This is a genomic window from Vibrio sp. QJM3NY_27, assembly GCF_057785955.1.
Map to the genome: position 1 here is coordinate 1,837,466 of NZ_CM173512.1, position 17,007 is coordinate 1,854,472.

General features: G+C 44.8%; 14 protein-coding genes. 6 read left to right on the forward strand and 8 right to left on the reverse strand.

Features of this window, described 5'->3' with window-relative positions; translation table 11 throughout:
• Positions 1-65: 65 nt before the first annotated feature.
• Together AC3CIA_RS23625 and AC3CIA_RS23630 are read right to left on the reverse strand one after the other, a co-directional pair.
• Positions 66-1,091, reverse strand: a complete 1,026-nt coding sequence (locus AC3CIA_RS23625; protein WP_019825037.1) for a GGDEF domain-containing protein — start codon at positions 1,089-1,091, stop codon at positions 66-68.
• Between the two features lie 9 nt (positions 1,092-1,100).
• Positions 1,101-1,556 (reverse strand): putative pterin-binding protein, encoded by a 456-nt coding sequence (locus AC3CIA_RS23630; RefSeq protein ID WP_029405637.1) that lies wholly within the window; start codon positions 1,554-1,556, stop codon positions 1,101-1,103.
• Positions 1,557-2,030: 474 nt separating this feature from the next.
• On the opposite strand from AC3CIA_RS23630, the gene AC3CIA_RS23635 reads away from it, so the two are divergent.
• From AC3CIA_RS23635 to AC3CIA_RS23660, 6 genes are all read left to right on the forward strand, one after another.
• Positions 2,031-2,417, forward strand: coding sequence for a c-type cytochrome (locus AC3CIA_RS23635; protein ID WP_488519202.1), 387 nt, complete (start codon positions 2,031-2,033; stop codon positions 2,415-2,417).
• A gap of 43 nt (positions 2,418-2,460) precedes the next feature.
• The gene (ccoN, locus tag AC3CIA_RS23640) at positions 2,461-3,885 is read left to right on the forward strand and encodes a cytochrome-c oxidase, cbb3-type subunit I (protein WP_488519203.1); all 1,425 of its coding nucleotides are present in this window, start codon (positions 2,461-2,463) and stop codon (positions 3,883-3,885) included.
• Positions 3,886-4,500, forward strand: coding sequence for a cbb3-type cytochrome c oxidase subunit II (locus tag AC3CIA_RS23645; protein ID WP_488519204.1), 615 nt, complete (start codon positions 3,886-3,888; stop codon positions 4,498-4,500). It begins immediately after the preceding gene.
• Complete coding sequence (locus tag AC3CIA_RS23650) at positions 4,497-6,653, forward strand: c-type cytochrome (RefSeq protein ID WP_488519205.1); 2,157 nt, start codon at positions 4,497-4,499, stop codon at positions 6,651-6,653. Before AC3CIA_RS23645 ends, AC3CIA_RS23650 begins: the two co-directional genes overlap by 4 nt.
• A 207-nt stretch (positions 6,654-6,860) precedes the next feature.
• On the forward strand, positions 6,861-7,088 hold the full coding sequence (locus AC3CIA_RS23655) for a PAS factor family protein (protein WP_004730426.1): 228 nt from the start codon (positions 6,861-6,863) through the stop codon (positions 7,086-7,088).
• A gap of 207 nt (positions 7,089-7,295) precedes the next feature.
• Positions 7,296-7,478: a hypothetical protein gene (locus AC3CIA_RS23660; RefSeq protein ID WP_145565456.1), complete on the forward strand. Its 183-nt coding sequence runs from the start codon at positions 7,296-7,298 to the stop codon at positions 7,476-7,478.
• 280 nt (positions 7,479-7,758) lie between these two features.
• Here the strand turns inward: AC3CIA_RS23660 and AC3CIA_RS23665 are convergent, their stop codons facing one another.
• The 6 genes from AC3CIA_RS23665 to AC3CIA_RS23690 form a co-directional block, all read right to left on the reverse strand.
• Complete coding sequence (locus tag AC3CIA_RS23665; RefSeq protein ID WP_488519206.1) at positions 7,759-9,051, reverse strand: alpha/beta fold hydrolase; 1,293 nt, start codon at positions 9,049-9,051, stop codon at positions 7,759-7,761.
• 387 nt (positions 9,052-9,438) lie between these two features.
• A complete protein-coding gene (locus AC3CIA_RS23670; RefSeq protein WP_488519207.1) occupies positions 9,439-10,176 on the reverse strand; it encodes a DUF3726 domain-containing protein in 738 nt (245 codons plus the stop codon).
• A complete protein-coding gene (locus tag AC3CIA_RS23675) occupies positions 10,173-12,029 on the reverse strand; it encodes a hypothetical protein (RefSeq protein WP_488519208.1) in 1,857 nt (618 codons plus the stop codon). The genes AC3CIA_RS23670 and AC3CIA_RS23675 overlap by 4 nt, the downstream gene beginning before the upstream one ends.
• A 278-nt stretch (positions 12,030-12,307) precedes the next feature.
• Positions 12,308-13,915 (reverse strand): BCCT family transporter, encoded by a 1,608-nt coding sequence (locus AC3CIA_RS23680; RefSeq protein WP_108156579.1) that lies wholly within the window; start codon positions 13,913-13,915, stop codon positions 12,308-12,310.
• Between the two features lie 231 nt (positions 13,916-14,146).
• Positions 14,147-15,142, reverse strand: a complete 996-nt coding sequence (locus AC3CIA_RS23685; protein ID WP_029222845.1) for a membrane dipeptidase — start codon at positions 15,140-15,142, stop codon at positions 14,147-14,149.
• A 210-nt stretch (positions 15,143-15,352) separates the two neighbouring features.
• Positions 15,353-16,813: an aldehyde dehydrogenase family protein gene (locus AC3CIA_RS23690; protein WP_029224918.1), complete on the reverse strand. Its 1,461-nt coding sequence runs from the start codon at positions 16,811-16,813 to the stop codon at positions 15,353-15,355.
• Positions 16,814-17,007: the final 194 nt, after the last annotated feature.

A 17,007-nucleotide genomic window follows, 5' to 3' on the forward strand; every position in this document is an offset into this window, starting at 1 on the left:
AGCGGGAGAATGGCGAGCAAAAAGCAAACAAAACCTGACGATTTAACTTATCGCTAATGCGGAGATTAGCTCTGCATTGTCGTTAATAGCTCCATCATATCTTTAGAGCTGATATTCTTCTTATGCCTGACTACAGCGTCAATCATCAATTCTAAATTGCCCGCCGAGATATAGTCCTTGAGCACGTCATTGAACTTTTCCTGTATCTCATCACTTGTGTACAAGTGCTCAGGAATGAAGAATAGAAATTGGCTGCCACTACTACGAAACGAGATAGTACTTTCCGGAACCTTTGCCGTCAGAGACTTAGCGGCTGAACTCACCACCAAGTCTCCATATTCAAGCCCATACTTTTGGTTTATCTCACTGAGATTTCTGATTCGTACAAAGTAAAGGTCGAAGTTACCGTTTGTAGGATAGCTGTTCTTAACAAATTTCATTAACGATACTCGATTACGAAAGCCTGTAATGAAGTCGGTAGAATAAAGTTTTCGTTTGATGGAAAAATCGAGATAGAAAATGATGCCTGTCATCAACAAAATCAAAACAAGAAAGGCGCTGCTGATTTGGTGAACAACAACAAATTTGCCTACTATGGACGTATTTTCTTCAATAACTGGGCTTTGTAATCGAAACTTTTCGTTAATGAATTCGACCAAAGTGGTGTAGCAAATATCAACTTTCTTCTGCAGCGATTCTTTAGGTAATTGCCCTGTACTGACCAACTTGATTGACGATTCTAGCGACTTAAACTTTTCAAACTCTGCGGTAAAGTAAGGCTTAAAGTTTGCTGAGCGAATAAAATTGGACGATTCAGTGCTGTTGATCAGAATATCAAAGCGACTCCATGTAATGTCATAAGCCAACCAAAGTTCATCATAATCAATCTTCTTTGCGTGGCTAACCATCAAGAAGTTTGCATACTCTTTGACAAGTTGAAAAACAAACCATGTAGCCTCATTTTGGCGATTAGAAAAGCTCTTGTTGATGTCATTAATTCGAGTAACGCTGTAGATATTGACGGATAGAACAACCACGGCCAAAGACAAAACAACGACTTTGATTGCAGCCATAGACAACAGCTTCTTCATAATTAGCCTCTACAGATGAATATCACGAATCTGCCAAATCATCTTGGCATGGAAATCAGGGGTATTGGTCTCAGGGTTCGCAGAGATTGGGTAAATCAACCAAAACGGGCCTTTCTCCCTCACAGACATCAACTCACCATTCTTTTTAATCGCAATGATGGGTTCATAGGTATCAAAATCTTCTTTGGGCACCGCAATTTTATAGTCATTCAATGCTACGAAAGTAACTTGTGATGATATCGGTAGATCTATATTTTCAAGCACCGTTTGTAACGTCACACCACTATAAACGGTCAGCCCTTCGACCCAAGGCAAGGTGGTAGTAATTTCTTTTTGAGGAAGTGACAGGAGTTGCTCTCTACTAAAACCATGCTTTTGCCCGGAGTGGTCGAAAACCGTTAACTCTGAGGCTGCAAAAATCGAAAACGAGCAAAGCCAAAGCATCAACAAGAATACAGTTCTCATTCTAAACTCCATTTAAAAAGGTCACTAAATTGAGTCTAGTATAAATTGACCATTTAACTTGTACCGATACCACTCAGATTGATTGGTATCGATTTATCCCTAAGGCCCCCTACACCTCGCTGTTTTTCAATAGCTTCGCAGTTTCTCTCTCACTTCTCTGTCGCTTCCATCACCGCTCTCGTTCAGCACTCCCTACCCGCTTGACGTATTCCTTCTCGACCGTCTAGTAACAAAAACTCGTATTTTACTCTGCGGAAGTAAACCAATAAGCCTTATGAATACGTATCAAACAACAAAATTAACAATAAATATGAGTAAGTAAGTAGCGAGAATGCTGGTTGCTGCATAACCTTTAATCGAACGTAAGCAGCTTTAAGAGACTTAATAACGGGTTCCAGTCGTTTCTACTTCACCAGTTGATCTCGTGTATTGATCTTAGAAAGCTTACTCATTTCATAATCAAGGGAATCGAGAATGAGTTTGAATATAAAAAAATTTAACCCCATGGCGATACTTTCTACCCTGGTAATGACGCTGGTCATGTTTCCTGTTTCTGCCGAAGTTAACCAAGAACAATTCGAGTTAGGTAAACAAAAAGCCAAAGTGTGCATGACTTGTCATGGCGCTGATGGCATCTCAACACAAGACCCCTACCCGAACCTTCGCGGTCAAAAAGTGGGTTATCTCATCTCCTCACTGAAAGATTACCAGACTCGAGAAAGAACCAGTGGCTTAGCGATTCTCATGCAACAACAAGCCGACACGCTCTCAGACCAAGACATCCGTGACATTTCCTATTTCTATTCAGTGCTCGGCAACGAAGCAAGCTCGCTTGGCGATTCAAATGAAGTCAACGAATAAAATTAAGTCAGCGGTTCAAAACCTCTAGGCAAGGAGCCTTGTTATGGAACAAGTGACAACGCAATACAGCATTAAGGTCGTGAAGTACTTCATCGTCGCATCCTTAGTGTGGGCGATCGTAGGTATGATCATCGGCGTGATTCTCGCCGCGCAATTATATTGGCCAGTCTTAAACTTTGATTCTCAATATTTCCAATTTGGTCGACTGCGTCCGCTACATACCTCTGGAGTAATTTACGGCTTCGTCGTGAATATCTTGATGGGGACGTCTTTATACATTGCCCAGCGAACAGGCCATTGTGACTTGTTCAATAAAAGCCTTTCATGGATGGTATTTTGGGGCTGGCAATTCATCTTGTTACTTGCGGTCATTTCGTTACCCGCAGGACACACCAGCTCAAAAGAGTATGCGGAGCTTGAATGGCCAATCGACTTAATGATTGTACTGGTTTGGGTGCTGTATGCGGTGTTGTTCTTTGGCACCCTTACTAAGCGTAAGGTCAGCCATATCTTCGTGGCTAACTGGTTCTTTGCTGCTTTCATCATCGTCGTTGCAATGATTTTCATCGTGAACAACCTCGCGATGCCTGTGTTGGCGATGAAGTCTTACTCTGTGTTTGCAGGCGCTCAAGATGCGATTGTTCAGTGGTGGTGGGGACATAATGCCGTCGGCTTCTTGCTGACTGCTGGTGTGATTGGTATGAATTACTATTTCATACCCAAAGCAGCGGATCGACCTATCTATTCGTACCGTTTGTCTGTGATCCATTTCTGGGGCTTGGTCGGCTTTTACACGTGGGCCGGAACGCACCATTTGGTTTACTCTTCCGTTCCTATCTGGATTCAGAACATCGGCATCGTAATGTCTTTGATCCTGTGGCTCCCTTCTTGGGCGGGCGCGTTCAATAGTGCAATGACCCTCCTACAAAACAAAGAAAAGCTGAAGTCCGACTACATTCTTTTATTCTTTTTCTCAGCGATTCTTTACTACTGCTTAGCAACATTCGAAGGTCCGTTACTCGCTATTCGCTGGTTCAACATGGTGGCACACAACACCGAATGGATCATAGGACACGTCCATTCCGCGGCTCTCGGATGGGTTGGAATGTCAGGGATAGCGGTTTTTTACTACTTCATTCCACGCTTATGGGGCCAAACCGATCTATGGTCACGACGACTGATTAAATGGCACTTTTGGCTTGCTCATGCTGGCGTCGCCATCTATGCAATAGCACTATGGATCGCAGGCATCGGCGAGGGGTATATGTGGCTCGCTCAAAATGAAAATGGCGAACTGATTTACAGTTTTGTAGAAGCTATGGACTTTAAAGCACCTTGGCTATTCATGCGTTTCTTTGGTGGTGCGCTGTTTGTACTTGGATTGTTCTTAATGGCTTTCAACTTGTACAAAACGGTTCGTATGCCCGCAGTACATGATGCTAAACACACCGTTAATGAGGGGGCTTAAATGATGAGTAAAGACTTTACACATTCAATCGTCATTTTAATTTTGACCACTGTTGTCGTGGCCTCCTTCTCTTTATTGGTCTGGGTAGTGCCAAACATTGTCCGTGGAGATGATATTGCCAAAGGCAGCTTAGCGATGCCACTCACACCGATAGAGTTAGCTGGCCGAGACATCTACATCAGTGAAGGCTGCCATGTTTGTCACACACAAATGGTTCGCCCTCTAGAGCCAGAAGTGAAGCGTAATGGTCGCCCCAACCAAGAAGCAGACGATATCTATGAGTTTCCTAACTTGTGGGGCTCTAAACGTACTGGCCCTGATCTCACTAATTTAGGTAGAAAGTATTCTGACCAATGGCATGTTATTCACTTAATTGATCCTCGAAAAGTCGTTCCTACATCGATCATGCCCTCTTACCCGTGGCTGTTTGAGCAGACTCTGACTGGCGATGATATCAGCGCGAAAATGGAGGTTTTACGTACCTTAGGTGTGCCTTATACCGATCAAAAAATTGGTGATGCCAGATTGCAAGTAAGAGGCAAAACCAAAGGTGAAGCGCTGATTCGCTATTTACAAAGCCTGGGTAAAGATACGTCACAGGAGGTATCACAATGAGCACATTCTGGAATCTATGGGCGGTACTCTTAACCTTAATATTCTTTATTCTGATGGTGTCTGTTGTCGTTAAATACTGGCGTAGCAATCACAAGGCCGATCACGACCACACCATTGGCACCTTTGATGGTATTGAAGAGAAAGATGCGCCTCCACCTAAGCTGTTGTTTGTAAGCTATGCGGTCGCATTTCTTTTGTCTGCTGGTTATTTGGTGCTCTACCCCGGGCTTGGCGAATGGGAAGGATTAGTCGATTGGGAACAAAGCGATGATAAGCTCAGTTCACCATCCACCACTCTCAATGAACAATTCTCTCAAACCAGTGAAACCACGTTACAAGGATTAGCAGCAGTCCCAGAGATCGTCAATAGCGGTAAGATCTTGTTCCAAACTCACTGTGCGGCCTGCCACCGAGATAATGCTCAGGGACAAAAGCACTTCCCTAACCTGATAGACCAAGAGTGGCTGTACGGTGGCAGTGATGAAGCTGTTATTCATTCGATCGCCAAAGGTCGGAACGGTGCTATGCCAGGTTGGAGCGAAATCATGCGCCCCGATGAAGTGGCTAAGGTTTCTTACTACTTAGCTTCCCTCAATCAACGCCATACCGATGTTCCAGAAGTAAAAGTTAAAGTCGGCAAAGAGCTGTTTGTAAAATACTGCTCGTCTTGTCACGCTGATGGTTCTGTTGCGAACCCAGAGATTGGCGTGCCTGATCTCTCAGACGATATTTGGTTGCACGGCGGCAGTATTGAAGAGATTCAGCACACTATCAACAAAGGCTTGAACAACTTAATGCCTGCGTTTGATAAACAGCTGACGGAGAACGAGATACTCGCGCTTGGGGCTTATATTCGACACTCGGGTTCAGTGCAACAACAAAGACTCGCGAACCTAAAAGCTCAGTCTGTTGAGCGTGGTGAATACCTCGCTTATGCCGGTGACTGCGTCGCGTGTCACAGTGCAGAAGGTGGCGAACCCTTTGCTGGCGGGCTACCTTTTGTGACACCTTTTGGCACCGTCTATTCAACCAATATTACGCCACACACAACGGAAGGTATTGGAACATATGACTTTGAAGACTTCCGAGCCGCGTTAGTCGCCGGCAAGGGTAAGAACGGCTATCTATACCCTGCAATGCCTTACACCTCTTATCAATATCTCACAGACCAAGACATGGTCGACTTGTGGGAATACATGCAATCAATCACCGCGGTGCCTCGCCGTAATGACGACAACAGCATGATGTTCCCGTCGAACATTCGTCTAGGGTTGCTCGGCTGGAATATTGTGTTCATGGATACCGATCCGATTGACTACCAAGTGCCTGAAGCTCTTAAAACGGAAGTCAAAAACGTCGACAAATGGCAACAAGGGAAATACTGGGTTGCGGGACTTGGACATTGTTCTGAATGTCACACGCCGCGAAACATTGCCCAAGCGCTGATACCTGAACGTATTTTCCAAGGTAACTTGATTGATGGTTGGAACGCGCCTGATATCACGGCCAATGAGCTGTATATCGACGGTTGGGACGAAGCAACACTCACCGACTTCTTACATACCGGTCACTCAGACAAAGGGACTGCTTTTGCGGGTATGGCAGACGTCGTGAAAAACAGCCTGAGCTTGATGACTCGTGAAGATGTCGAGTCGATGTCCTATTACCTACTCAGTGGTGACATCAACAACACCATCAGCAGTAACGCTGTTCCGTTGCAGCCTAAAGGGTTTGATGAAGACGCTTACACGACTGACATTTACACCACTTACCGCCAAACGTGTGGTGCTTGTCATGGTGACGATGGTAAAGGGCGAGATCCCATCGCACCTACACTGCTGAATAATGGCATCATCATGCACAACGACCCGTTCAACACCATCGCGGTAACCGTGCGCGGCCTTCAACCCACTTATCTCGACAAAGACAGAAACTTCATGCCGATGGCAAGTTTTGAAGATGTCCTGTCGGATAAACGCTTGGCAGAGTTGATCACCTTCGTACGATTGCACCTTGGGGATAGAGAGGAGCCAGTAACCGCGAAACATGTTAGAGAGGTAAGAGAAACACTGGAAGCTGCAGGTTACGCTGGCGGCTTACATACCACACCAGACATGTATGACCGCAGAGATAACTCGATTAACATTAGATAACCACTATCTATCACCCTTTAAAAGGAGGCCAATGTGCCTCCTTTTCTTTATGTTGATTTCATAGTTAACATCGTCAAAACAACACAATTATAACCAACTGATTACACAATTAAGCAGAGCTGCACATAATGCGATCAATCTCGCAGAACAAAGATGACACCAAGTGCATAATATACAAAATTTTATAAAGGTGTACTAAGGACAGATATGGATACAACTACACTCATCTACGATACGTTGGAAGGCCTGTCGAGCGCAAAGCCACAGCAACACGCTCAAATCCGCCAAAATCTATATAACCAATTAGATTTATCATTTGAGAAGCAGTTGGCTTTGTATTCATCAGTTCTTGGTCCTGCGAGTGCTGGTAGATTGACCGATTTAGATAGTGCGGTGATGTCCGCGCGTAAGATCGTTGGTTTAGAAAACAGCTGATCGCTCTTCAACTTATCTCTATTTTAACGCTGCCACTGTGCAGCGTTTTTTTATATCCACTGTTTGTTATATGTGCAATTTCTTCTGTTTTTCAAGTTACACACATTCTCATTTGGTTAATCTTATGTTTCATATTTAACAGGTGTGCAACCAACACAAAGCCGCTAATGTTAGTAGCACGTTAACCACACACCGAATGGAAGAATCATGAGAGTACTTATTGAATATACACAAACAGGCAAATACCGTGACCATGCGTGGGAAGCATTAACGATTCGATCAAAAGGCGAAGTTCAAGCTGTGAGTCCTTCTTATGCGGCTCAACTTATCAAACAAAACCGCGCCAACTTAACTACCACAGAAACTCAAGATATCGTCATCCAACCTTAATGAATTTAGGAACTATCCCTCCCGGTTCTTAAACTCTATCGTTTCAGTTAGCTGCAGTTCTTAACATCACGGCTAGTAAAACACAGTTCGATGACATAAAAAAAACGCTGCACGGATGCAGCGTTTTCTTGTTTCTAGCGTATCTGATTTCTAACGTAGATAGCTTCTGACGTAGATAGCCTTTAACGCAGATGGCCTTTAACGTGCATAACTTTTTAACGTAGACAGCTTCTAATGTAGACAGCTTTAACGTAAACAGCTTCTAACGGAAATCGTCTAATTATTTTGGCAGGTTCTCTAACGCTTCAACCATCGTCATTAATTTATCTACAATTCTTTCGCCATCGACTCTCAAGCCATTGTGTTCATACTCGTTAGTAATCCACGCTTTTGAGTTTGGAATGTTCGCCAGCGTTTCGCGGCTGTAATCCAGCTCTACGTACATATCGTCAGCGTAAACTGCGCATGCCATTGGAACCGTATTCTTACTCAGCTGCTCTGCGTTGTACAAAGAGCCCCAGTCCGACTTCTCGGCCAACATGTTTGCAGCTTCACGTAATGGCTTCAGCGTTTCTAGTTGGTCGAACATCCATGGGTACACCATTTCTCCGGTAAACCAGAACTCGCTATCCGATTGGTAGTTAAAGTGTGGGTACTGCTCGCGTACTCGGTGTGCAGACCAGTTAGACGCTGCACCTTGGCAGTAAATCGATTCATGCAAAATAGCGTAGATTGGGTTCGTTAGGTAGCCCTGCTCTTGCTGCATTTGATTTAAGAAGCTGTAGCTCAACTGCTTGCTTCCGTTCACTTCAACAAACGCACTCTCCAGTGTGAAATACATTGGAAGGTTTGCTTCGCCGCCACCAAGATTAATGCCGATCAACTGGAACTGTTCAACTGTAAACACCTGACCGTTTGGCAGTCTCACATCATTGTTAAGCAGATAATCAGAGATCTCACGACACATAGCTTGCGCTTGTGGGAACTGAGCAAAGAAAGCTCTGTTTTTGTCTTCTACACGCTTGTAAGTCGCACGATATACATCATCAGCTTCACGCTCAATAGACGGAATGCCGCCCGTTACATAGCAGCGCTGTAGGCTTTGTGGGAACAATGACAAATAGCTCAAGGTGCAGAAGCCACCAAAGCTTTGGCCAATCGTCGACCATTGCTTAACATCGAATTGCTCACGAATCGCTTCGGCGTCACGAACGATATTGTCGGCTCTGAAATGCGTTAAGTACTCGACTTGTTGTTCTGGAGAAAGGTGCGCCAACGTTTCATGACTGATAACCGTGCTGTTGCCTGTGCCGCGTTGGTCAAGAAGCAGAACACGATAGTTTTGCAATGCACGCTTTAGCCAGCCTGATTGACCGCTTACTCGTGGAGAAGGAAAGCCTGGCCCACCTTGAAAATAGATCAACCACGGCAGTTCTTGTGCATCTTTTGTAACATCAACCAGTTCACGTGCGAAGACTTGGATCTGTTGTCCATCTTTGGCTTGGTAATCGAGTGGCAGCTCAAAAGAGTGCTGACGATACAGGGTGGTTCCATCAATAAAGTTAGCTTGCACGCTTCATTCCTTTTTTATCTGATTCTAAAGTCGTCGGTACGAATAAAAACGGCGCCCTTTGGCACCTTTAATTAGCAAGATACGCATAGTGGCTTGTAAATGAAACCGTTTGTTTAACATGAATGTGAAGGTGCTTCGTTTAATTGTTCAATTACCCCTCAACGGGTAACAACATGTGTCAAAACAGTCCGTTTAGAAGGGATTTATCTAACGAGAGATCGGAAGAATAAAGTGAAGAAAACCAAAAGCGAGAGGCAAATAAAAAGAGCTTAACGAGGTGAGGATACGTTAAGCTCTTTGGTTTTATCTGTGTTGATAAACTAACTAGATTACTCACTGTTAATCTATCGAACCTGTTAGTTCTAATGAACCTAACGAATCTAGCGACTACGAAGCCGTTAATTCACCTGCACCTTGAGTCGAACGTTGGCTACTTTCAACAAGGATAGCCGTCGCGGTCTCTTTCAACGCGCCCCACTCTCCATCATCAACTTCAATGCCATCGCTCCACGCTTTCTCTTGAGTTTTAAAAAGCGCGTCCGATTCAATGTGTGTTTGGTAGCCATCTGACAAACGTTCGATATCGAAATCCTGGACGGAAAGTTCGATAGTCATATTGTGGATATGTTCGTCCGATGCCAGTGGCAAATCTGATAAAAACAGTTCTGGAGCAACGCAACCACGGTTAAGCACATACAAAGTGCTCTTAGGATTAGAGCCGTTGTCCCAACGTGCCATGCACGCAATGCCTTTCGCAGCAAGCTTCACAAGCTCGCTGTACGCTAACCAACGGTTGTGACAGTTGTTTAGCTCAATTTTCAGCGTCTTCTTGCCAACCATTTGTTCAATCGAATAGTCCATAATCACAGGAAGATGACATGCCAAACTCGCCTTGTGTAGGTCGACTTCAACTGTATTATCGCTGCGCACTTGAATGTCTACAGGGCAATCGTCTTCTAGGCCCATAAAGTTGCTCGCATTGTTAAAATGACGAACACCATCCAAACCCACCATTTGTAAATCTGCCACCATGTTCGCTATCACATCAGCTTCACCACATGTACGACGCATACCCAGAAAGGCTTTATTGACGGCCGCTACCAGTTCATTGTGAGAAACGATCATAACGATTTACCTCCATGTTGGCCTTTCGCATTTGTACTGTGAGTTAGTGTGCTGTGAATAGCTGTGCCGTGAGTAGATGTGCTGTGAATTGAAACATTTTGAGAACCAGACAGCTCCGCTTCACTTGGTAATATTGGGAACACCCATTCGTCCTGATGAATTTCATCAAGCAATGGTGCACCTTGGAAAAACGTCACTCGTACCCAGCGATCTGAGCGAGGATCAAATTTTGTTGCACCAAACATCGCAAGCTTACAGCGCAACAAGTGCATTGGTGGTGAATCTTGATGCAACACATTCATTTGAATGTCGCCCATCGCTTTGTTACCTAGCGTCCACACACGGCGTGCGATTGCACGATGCTGCGGCTGTTTAACAAGGAATTCAGCCAATGAAAGCTCAGGCGCGAATTGCAATAAAGCGTGGTACAAACGGTAAGCTTGACGGCCGATATCTAAAGGCAATTCACGCTCTTCACCTAGCTCTTCACCTCGAACACCGAGTCTTGGCTCTTCTTTGTCTTGAGATCGATACCAGAACCAGTAGTTGTTTTCTGCTTTCGTAAAGTCGGTCGTGATCGCCCAACGGTACTTTTCTTCTAGTACAACAAGAAGATCTTGGATCTTTTTGCCACTAGGAAGCGACAGTGTTTCGCTACAATTCATTTGCTCTTGATGGGCGTCCACTAATTCTGGGTACAATTCCATCAAGCATGAGATAAGGATTTCTTGGGCTTCCATACTCATATGCTTAGATTGTTCGACTAACTGTGCCCATGTATCGCACAGGCTGACAGAAGCTTCTAATGATTGTTCTGTGTTCTTCAAGTCATCAACAGCAGCTTTGTTCAGCTCTTGTTGTGTTTCATTGATGGTAACGACTTGTTCTAAATGACAAATCGCTTTTTTAACTAAGGTACGTAGTGGCTCGACCAACGACGTATCAGTCTGACTGGACAACACGTCCGCCAATGCATGTTCACGGGTTGTCATCCACTGATCGACAATACTAGGGTGGTTAATAAGGTATGGCGCCATACCCAAGCCAGTCGCATTGCCAACACCAAGGTAACGTTGTAATCCTCGATGCAAGGTAATCGCTTGTTCACCGCCCTGTTGTTCGGCTAGGTAATGAACCCAATCTAGGCTGAACTCACGTAGCATATAAACTGCACACATTTGCGCACTAAATGACTGATTAAAATCTTCATTTTTCTCCAAGATTTTAAAGTCTGCAATGCCAAATTTGCCATTACCATAAACGGCAGTGGTTCTTAGGATGTAGCCTACTTCAGCGAGTTCTTTTGGCGTTGGTTGAACACCTTTCGCCAAGTGACTCACGATGTGTTCAAACACACGTACACTTTTGTTTGCACGCGCTAAAACAAGTACGTTATTTGGATTACGGCCGGCTTCTTGAAGCGGTACATTCGCACGAAGTCTTTCAAGTAGGGTGACATCAACATCACCAAGAACAAGCGCAAACGTTACGTCCCACTTTTCAGCAATTACACGGTCATTTCGTTCGTCATCTGCAATTTCATCGCAAAAAACAACCAAATGATAAACATGGTTTGGCGTCGCTAGTTTATAGATAACATGACCAAAACCCTGAGCGTCTAATTGCCATTCATGTTTCGTCACTTTCCATTCTTGCTGCGCCATTTTACGAATCAGAGTTCTTACAAAGCTGATACGTGTTTGGTGCATCGCACCTAGCCTTTCCGGTGCCATGACGACCGTTGCGTCACGTAATGCTGATTCAGTGTAGGTAGAACGATGTGCATCCATTTTGCTCACCACCTTATAGTTATAGGATTTTGCTAGCCATTCAGAACCGATCGTTGCCGTCATTTGAAGCATTCGTTATTACTGTATGCTGGTTAGCTTTCACGTTATGTGGGGCAAGCGAGCTCGCCCCTTATTATTTGTCCTGACTAGATCGATTGACCTAAATACGTTGCCGTCCGGTGTATCTTCACCAGTACGGTTTTGCTGTTCCTTTCGGAATTTTTGCATCAGCCTTCTTTCGAAGGCTGATTTTTCTTATTTAATCAGTTTCTTGTTTTACAGAGCCCTTGTCTTACAGAGCCCTTTTCTTTACAAAATCTGCTCTTTAAAAAACCTGTTCTTTAAAAACCTTGTTCTTTCGCCATCTTGATTGCGATTTGAGGCGCATTCCAAAGCGATGGCAGTAAGATTATGGACACCGGTACCGCTGTGATTACAATGAACGATTGCAGCGCAGAGATTCCGCCTGAACCTAGGGAAATCAGAATCAATGCTGTTACCCCCATCATCACACCCCAGAAAGTACGAATAATTGCGTTAGGCTCTGTCTCACCACTGACTACCACACTGATGGTGTAAGTCATTGAGTCACCTGTCGTTACGATGAAGATCGTCGTCAAGATCAAGAACAGAATAGAGATAAGCATTGGCATTGGTAGTTGCTGAGTTACTGCCAGTAGCGCGCCAGGTAAATTAAAGCCTTCGAACGCTTTACTTACGCTGCCTGGGTCTGCAATTTCAAACGCTAGACCAGAACCACCTACAATGGTGAACCAGAAACATGTTACGAACGGTGCAATAAGACTGATGGTTGATACCAACTGGCGAATACTACGGCCGCGTGAAATACGTGCGATGAAGATTGCCATCATTGGGCCGTAACCTAAGAACCAACCCCAGAAGAATACTGTCCACCAGCTCAACCAACCTTCGTCACCACGGTATGTTGCCATTGGGATGAAGTTATCTATCATGCTGCCTACACCTTGGATGTAGCCATTGAAAATGAAGTTTGTTGGACCGAAGATCAGAATGTAGACCATCAATGCCATTGCTAAAATTACGTTGTAACGGCTTAGCATTTGCATCCCGCGGTTAAGACCACTTAATGCAGACAATGTGTAAAGAACGATAGCGAACAAGATGATGATCAGCTGTGTCGTGAAACCATCTGGAATACCAAACAGTTCGTTCAGGGCATAGCTCACTTGCAGGCCTAAGAAGCCAATCGGACCGATGGTTCCCGCTGCTACTGCAACAATACAACATGCATCAATCAGTGCGCCTGTATGGCCTTTCAGAGCTCTTTCACCTAATACAGGGTAAAGAAGAATACGAGGTTTAAGCGGTAAGCCTTTGTCGTAGTGAAGATGCATAACCACGATAGACGTTAAGCTACCAACGATTGCCCATGCAAGAAAACCCCAGTGCATGAATGATTGTGATAGAGCATTCACCGCGCCTTGTTGTGCATTTTCTTGTGCGCCATACAACGGTGGTGGACTCACATAGTGTGCGATAGGCTCTGCTGCTGCCCAAAATACGCCGCCACCCGCCAGTAGTGTACAGAAGATGATTGCCATCCAGCGGAAGCCATCCATCTCAGGCTTATCGATGCCACCTAGGATAACCTTGCCTGTTCGCCCTGCCGCTAGGCCAAGACCAATAAGAAAAGTCAGAAGAAGAAGCATTTGCCAATAAGGACCGAACACTTTTACAGACCAAGCAAAACCCGTATTTACAAGGCTTGATAACAGCTCGCCATCAAATAGAGCCAGTGCCACGAACAGAGCAATAAAGCCGCCGCTGTACCATAGTGCTGGGTTGGTTAGTCCTAATTTGTCTGAAGTAGATTCAGACTGCGTATTTTTGTTTGTTGTATTACTTGCTGTGTGTGTTTGACCCGCATTTACGTTTGAAGATTTCACGCTATTGGTTAAATCAGACATACTCTGACTCCAGAGGTTTCTTTGCAGCTGTCACTTTAATGATGACTACAAGAGGTGTATTTAACACCTGCCCTATTGTTTTTTGTGTTGGGCAGGCTAATCCATGTTTGGGTTACCGCGTTGCGAAATAGACCGTTGTTCCTTTTGAATAGTGAAATTGGTTAAAACAGCACGTCTAAATGAACGTTTATTAGAAGGCTGCTAATCCGATGATTGCTAGTGAAAAAACACTTAACCCTTGCTTTGAGGCTCTAGGCCATCTTTCAAGAAGTTAAACCAGTTTTCTCCCAAGACTTGCCCAGCTTCAGACTCGCTGAAACCATGGCGCATCAATCCGTTATAGATATTTTCCATACCCGCACTACCACAGAACCAAGGCAGCGCATCTGGCCAACCTGAGTTGTTTGCAGAGCCTTCGCCATAGTCCATTGCTTTAGACCAACGACCATTTCTCATCCATTCAAGAACGGCTTGAGGTTGGTTTAAGCATAGGTCACTGCCAATACCTAGGTGTTCTACGCCAACCATGTCAGCGGTAGTCGCAACCATTTGGCAGAAATCTTCCAACGTACATTGGCTGCCGTTTGGTAGGTGGAATGGGTATAAGCTGAATCCGATTAAGCCACCGCGTGCGGTTAGGGCTTTAATCACATCGTTTGATTTGTTTCTTAGTGCATCATGAGCAAACGTTGGGTTCGCATGGCTGATACAAATAGGACGAGAAGACAGGTCAATCGCCTCAAGCGTTGAACGCTCGGCACTGTGAGACATATCGATGATCATGCCCACTCGGTTCATCTCTTCAATCGCCTGCTTACCAAAGCGCGTGATACCTGTGTCGTTCTTCTCGTAGCAACCCGTCGCCAATAAGCTCTGGTTGTTGTACGTCAATTGCATGATCAAAAGACCTTGCTGACGCATTACTTCGATAAGACCAATCTCATCATCGATTGGAGAACAGTTTTGAGCACCTAGAAAAATGCCGACTTTGCCTGTCGCTTTTGCAGTTTCAACATCCGCCATTGAATGAATCGGCATGATAATGTCTGCATTCTGCTCGAATCTTAAGTTCCATTCTGCAAAGCGAGATAAGGTTTCACGAGCTGTCTCGTGGTAAACCGCGGTAGCGTGAACTGCTGTAATGCCGCTCGCCTTTAGTGTTTGGAAATATTCTCTGTTCCAATTGCAGTATTGCAATCCATCTATAACAATCCGTTGCTGGTACATAACCACTCCTATTGAAAGCTCAGTGTTCTAGCTCGGTTTTGAAAACACGCTCAAATAACATGTTTTCAAAAATGGGTTAAATCACTTGTCTAAGTTCGTTTGCTGCTTTGGTTTGGATGTTGGCCTGACTCTGTGAATCAGGCCAATTCGATAGCTGGATAGCTTGGGACTTAATATCCTCAGCTATCCAATTCTTATATAGAAAGTTGCTTAGTAAGGACGCTGGTAAGCTGTCTTCACGACTGTGTAGAACTCTTTCGCGTACTGACCTTGCTCACGAGGACCGAAGCTAGACTCTTTACGACCACCAAACGGTACATGGTAATCCGTACCTGCAGTTGGTAGGTTCACCATCACACAACCTGTTTGTGCTTGTTGTTTGAACATCGCACTGCTGCGTAGGCTTTGAGTAATGATGCCGCCTGTTAGGCCGAAACGTGTGTCGTTTGTTGTCGCGATAGCTTCTTCTAAGTCAGCAACTCGAATCACACTTGCCATAGGAGCAAACACTTCTTCTTGGTTCACTTCCCAATCGTTCTTAGTATTCAAGAACAAGGTTGGAGACATGTAGAAACCTTCGTGTTTCATGCTCAAACGTTCGCCACCAAATGCTAGCTCACCACCGCTTTGACGTGCTTTCTCAACCCAACCAAGGTTTGCTTCAAGTTGGTTTCCATCGACTACAGGGCCCATGAACACGCCCTCTTCTAGTGCGTGACCGACTTTAAGCTCACTCATGCGTTTGATAAGTGCTTCAACGTATTGGTCGTGAATGCCATCCATTACCACTAGACGAGAAGATGCGGTACATTTTTGACCGGCACCCGAGAATGAACCCGCGATAGTTGCATCTACTGCAGTTTGGATATCTGCATCGTCAGCAATCACTAATGCGTTCTTACTGCCCATTTCTAGTTGGCAACGAACGAAGTTTGGCGCTGTTGCAGCTGCGACTTTACGACCCGTATCAACAGAACCAGTAAAGCTCACACCATTCACGTCTTTAGAGTTGATCAGTGCATCACCAACCTTTGAACCACTACCCAGTACAAGGTTGAACGTACCTGCAGGCATGCCTTGGCGGTGGATAATCTCAGTTAGCGCAACTGCACTTGCTGGTGTTAGGTTTGCAGGTTTCCAGATAACGCTGTTACCGAAAGCCAATGCTGGAGCAATTTTCCAAGCAGCTGTTGCTGTTGGGAAGTTCCAAGGAGAGATGATGCCGATAACACCAACAGCTTCGCGAGTCACTTCTACAGAAACGCCTGGGCGTACTGATTCTGCGTTGTCGCCAATTTGACGAAGCACTTCAGCTGCGAAGTATTGGAAGAACTGGCCTGCACGGTAAATTTCACCACGACCTTCAGCAAAAGGCTTACCTTCTTCACGAGAAAGTAATGTACCTAGCTCATCACAACGTGCAATCAGTTCATCACCAATCGCTTGAAGCACTGCTTGCTTACGTTCAATCGGTGTTTTTTCCCACTCTGGTTGAGCGTGCTTCGCCGCTGAAATCGCTTGTTGAACTTGGTCTGTGCTTGCTTGTGCAAAGTTACCGATGTTTTCAGAAATATCTGATGGGTTAATGTTCGCAACGGTGCTTACACCCGCTTGCCATTCGCCGCCAATATAAAGTGCGTTTTCTGCTTGAACATTCTGTAATTGAGTCATCATTCTGTCCTTGTAACGGTTAGGTTGCGGTTGAGTCTGGCAACCATCTGGTTAATTAATAAACTGTTAATATTCAGGTAATTAATTGCTAAAATAAGATGTATATTTTGTTTCTAAAGTGAACCAAGTCGCTTGTATCAATAAACCACTTCAATTCAAAAGAGTTTTGATCCGCAAATAGCTTTAGTTCACAG

What these genes read in the sequence shown, in the direction of transcription:
- ccoN (WP_488519203.1), top strand. Translation starts at nt 2,461, where the DNA reads ATGGAACAAGTGACAACGCAATACAGCATTAAGGTCGTGAAGTACTTC.
- AC3CIA_RS23655 (WP_004730426.1), top strand. Translation starts at nt 6,861, where the DNA reads ATGGATACAACTACACTCATCTACGATACGTTGGAAGGCCTGTCGAGC.
- AC3CIA_RS23630 (WP_029405637.1), bottom strand. Translation starts at nt 1,556, where the DNA reads ATGAGAACTGTATTCTTGTTGATGCTTTGGCTTTGCTCGTTTTCGATT.
- AC3CIA_RS23675 (WP_488519208.1), bottom strand. Translation starts at nt 12,029, where the DNA reads ATGACGGCAACGATCGGTTCTGAATGGCTAGCAAAATCCTATAACTAT.
- AC3CIA_RS23685 (WP_029222845.1), bottom strand. Translation starts at nt 15,142, where the DNA reads ATGTACCAGCAACGGATTGTTATAGATGGATTGCAATACTGCAATTGG.
- AC3CIA_RS23625 (WP_019825037.1), bottom strand. Translation starts at nt 1,091, where the DNA reads ATGAAGAAGCTGTTGTCTATGGCTGCAATCAAAGTCGTTGTTTTGTCT.
- AC3CIA_RS23660 (WP_145565456.1), top strand. Translation starts at nt 7,296, where the DNA reads ATGAGAGTACTTATTGAATATACACAAACAGGCAAATACCGTGACCAT.
- AC3CIA_RS23670 (WP_488519207.1), bottom strand. Translation starts at nt 10,176, where the DNA reads ATGATCGTTTCTCACAATGAACTGGTAGCGGCCGTCAATAAAGCCTTT.
- AC3CIA_RS23690 (WP_029224918.1), bottom strand. Translation starts at nt 16,813, where the DNA reads ATGACTCAATTACAGAATGTTCAAGCAGAAAACGCACTTTATATTGGC.
- AC3CIA_RS23650 (WP_488519205.1), top strand. Translation starts at nt 4,497, where the DNA reads ATGAGCACATTCTGGAATCTATGGGCGGTACTCTTAACCTTAATATTC.
- AC3CIA_RS23645 (WP_488519204.1), top strand. Translation starts at nt 3,886, where the DNA reads ATGATGAGTAAAGACTTTACACATTCAATCGTCATTTTAATTTTGACC.
- AC3CIA_RS23635 (WP_488519202.1), top strand. Translation starts at nt 2,031, where the DNA reads ATGAGTTTGAATATAAAAAAATTTAACCCCATGGCGATACTTTCTACC.
- AC3CIA_RS23680 (WP_108156579.1), bottom strand. Translation starts at nt 13,915, where the DNA reads ATGTCTGATTTAACCAATAGCGTGAAATCTTCAAACGTAAATGCGGGT.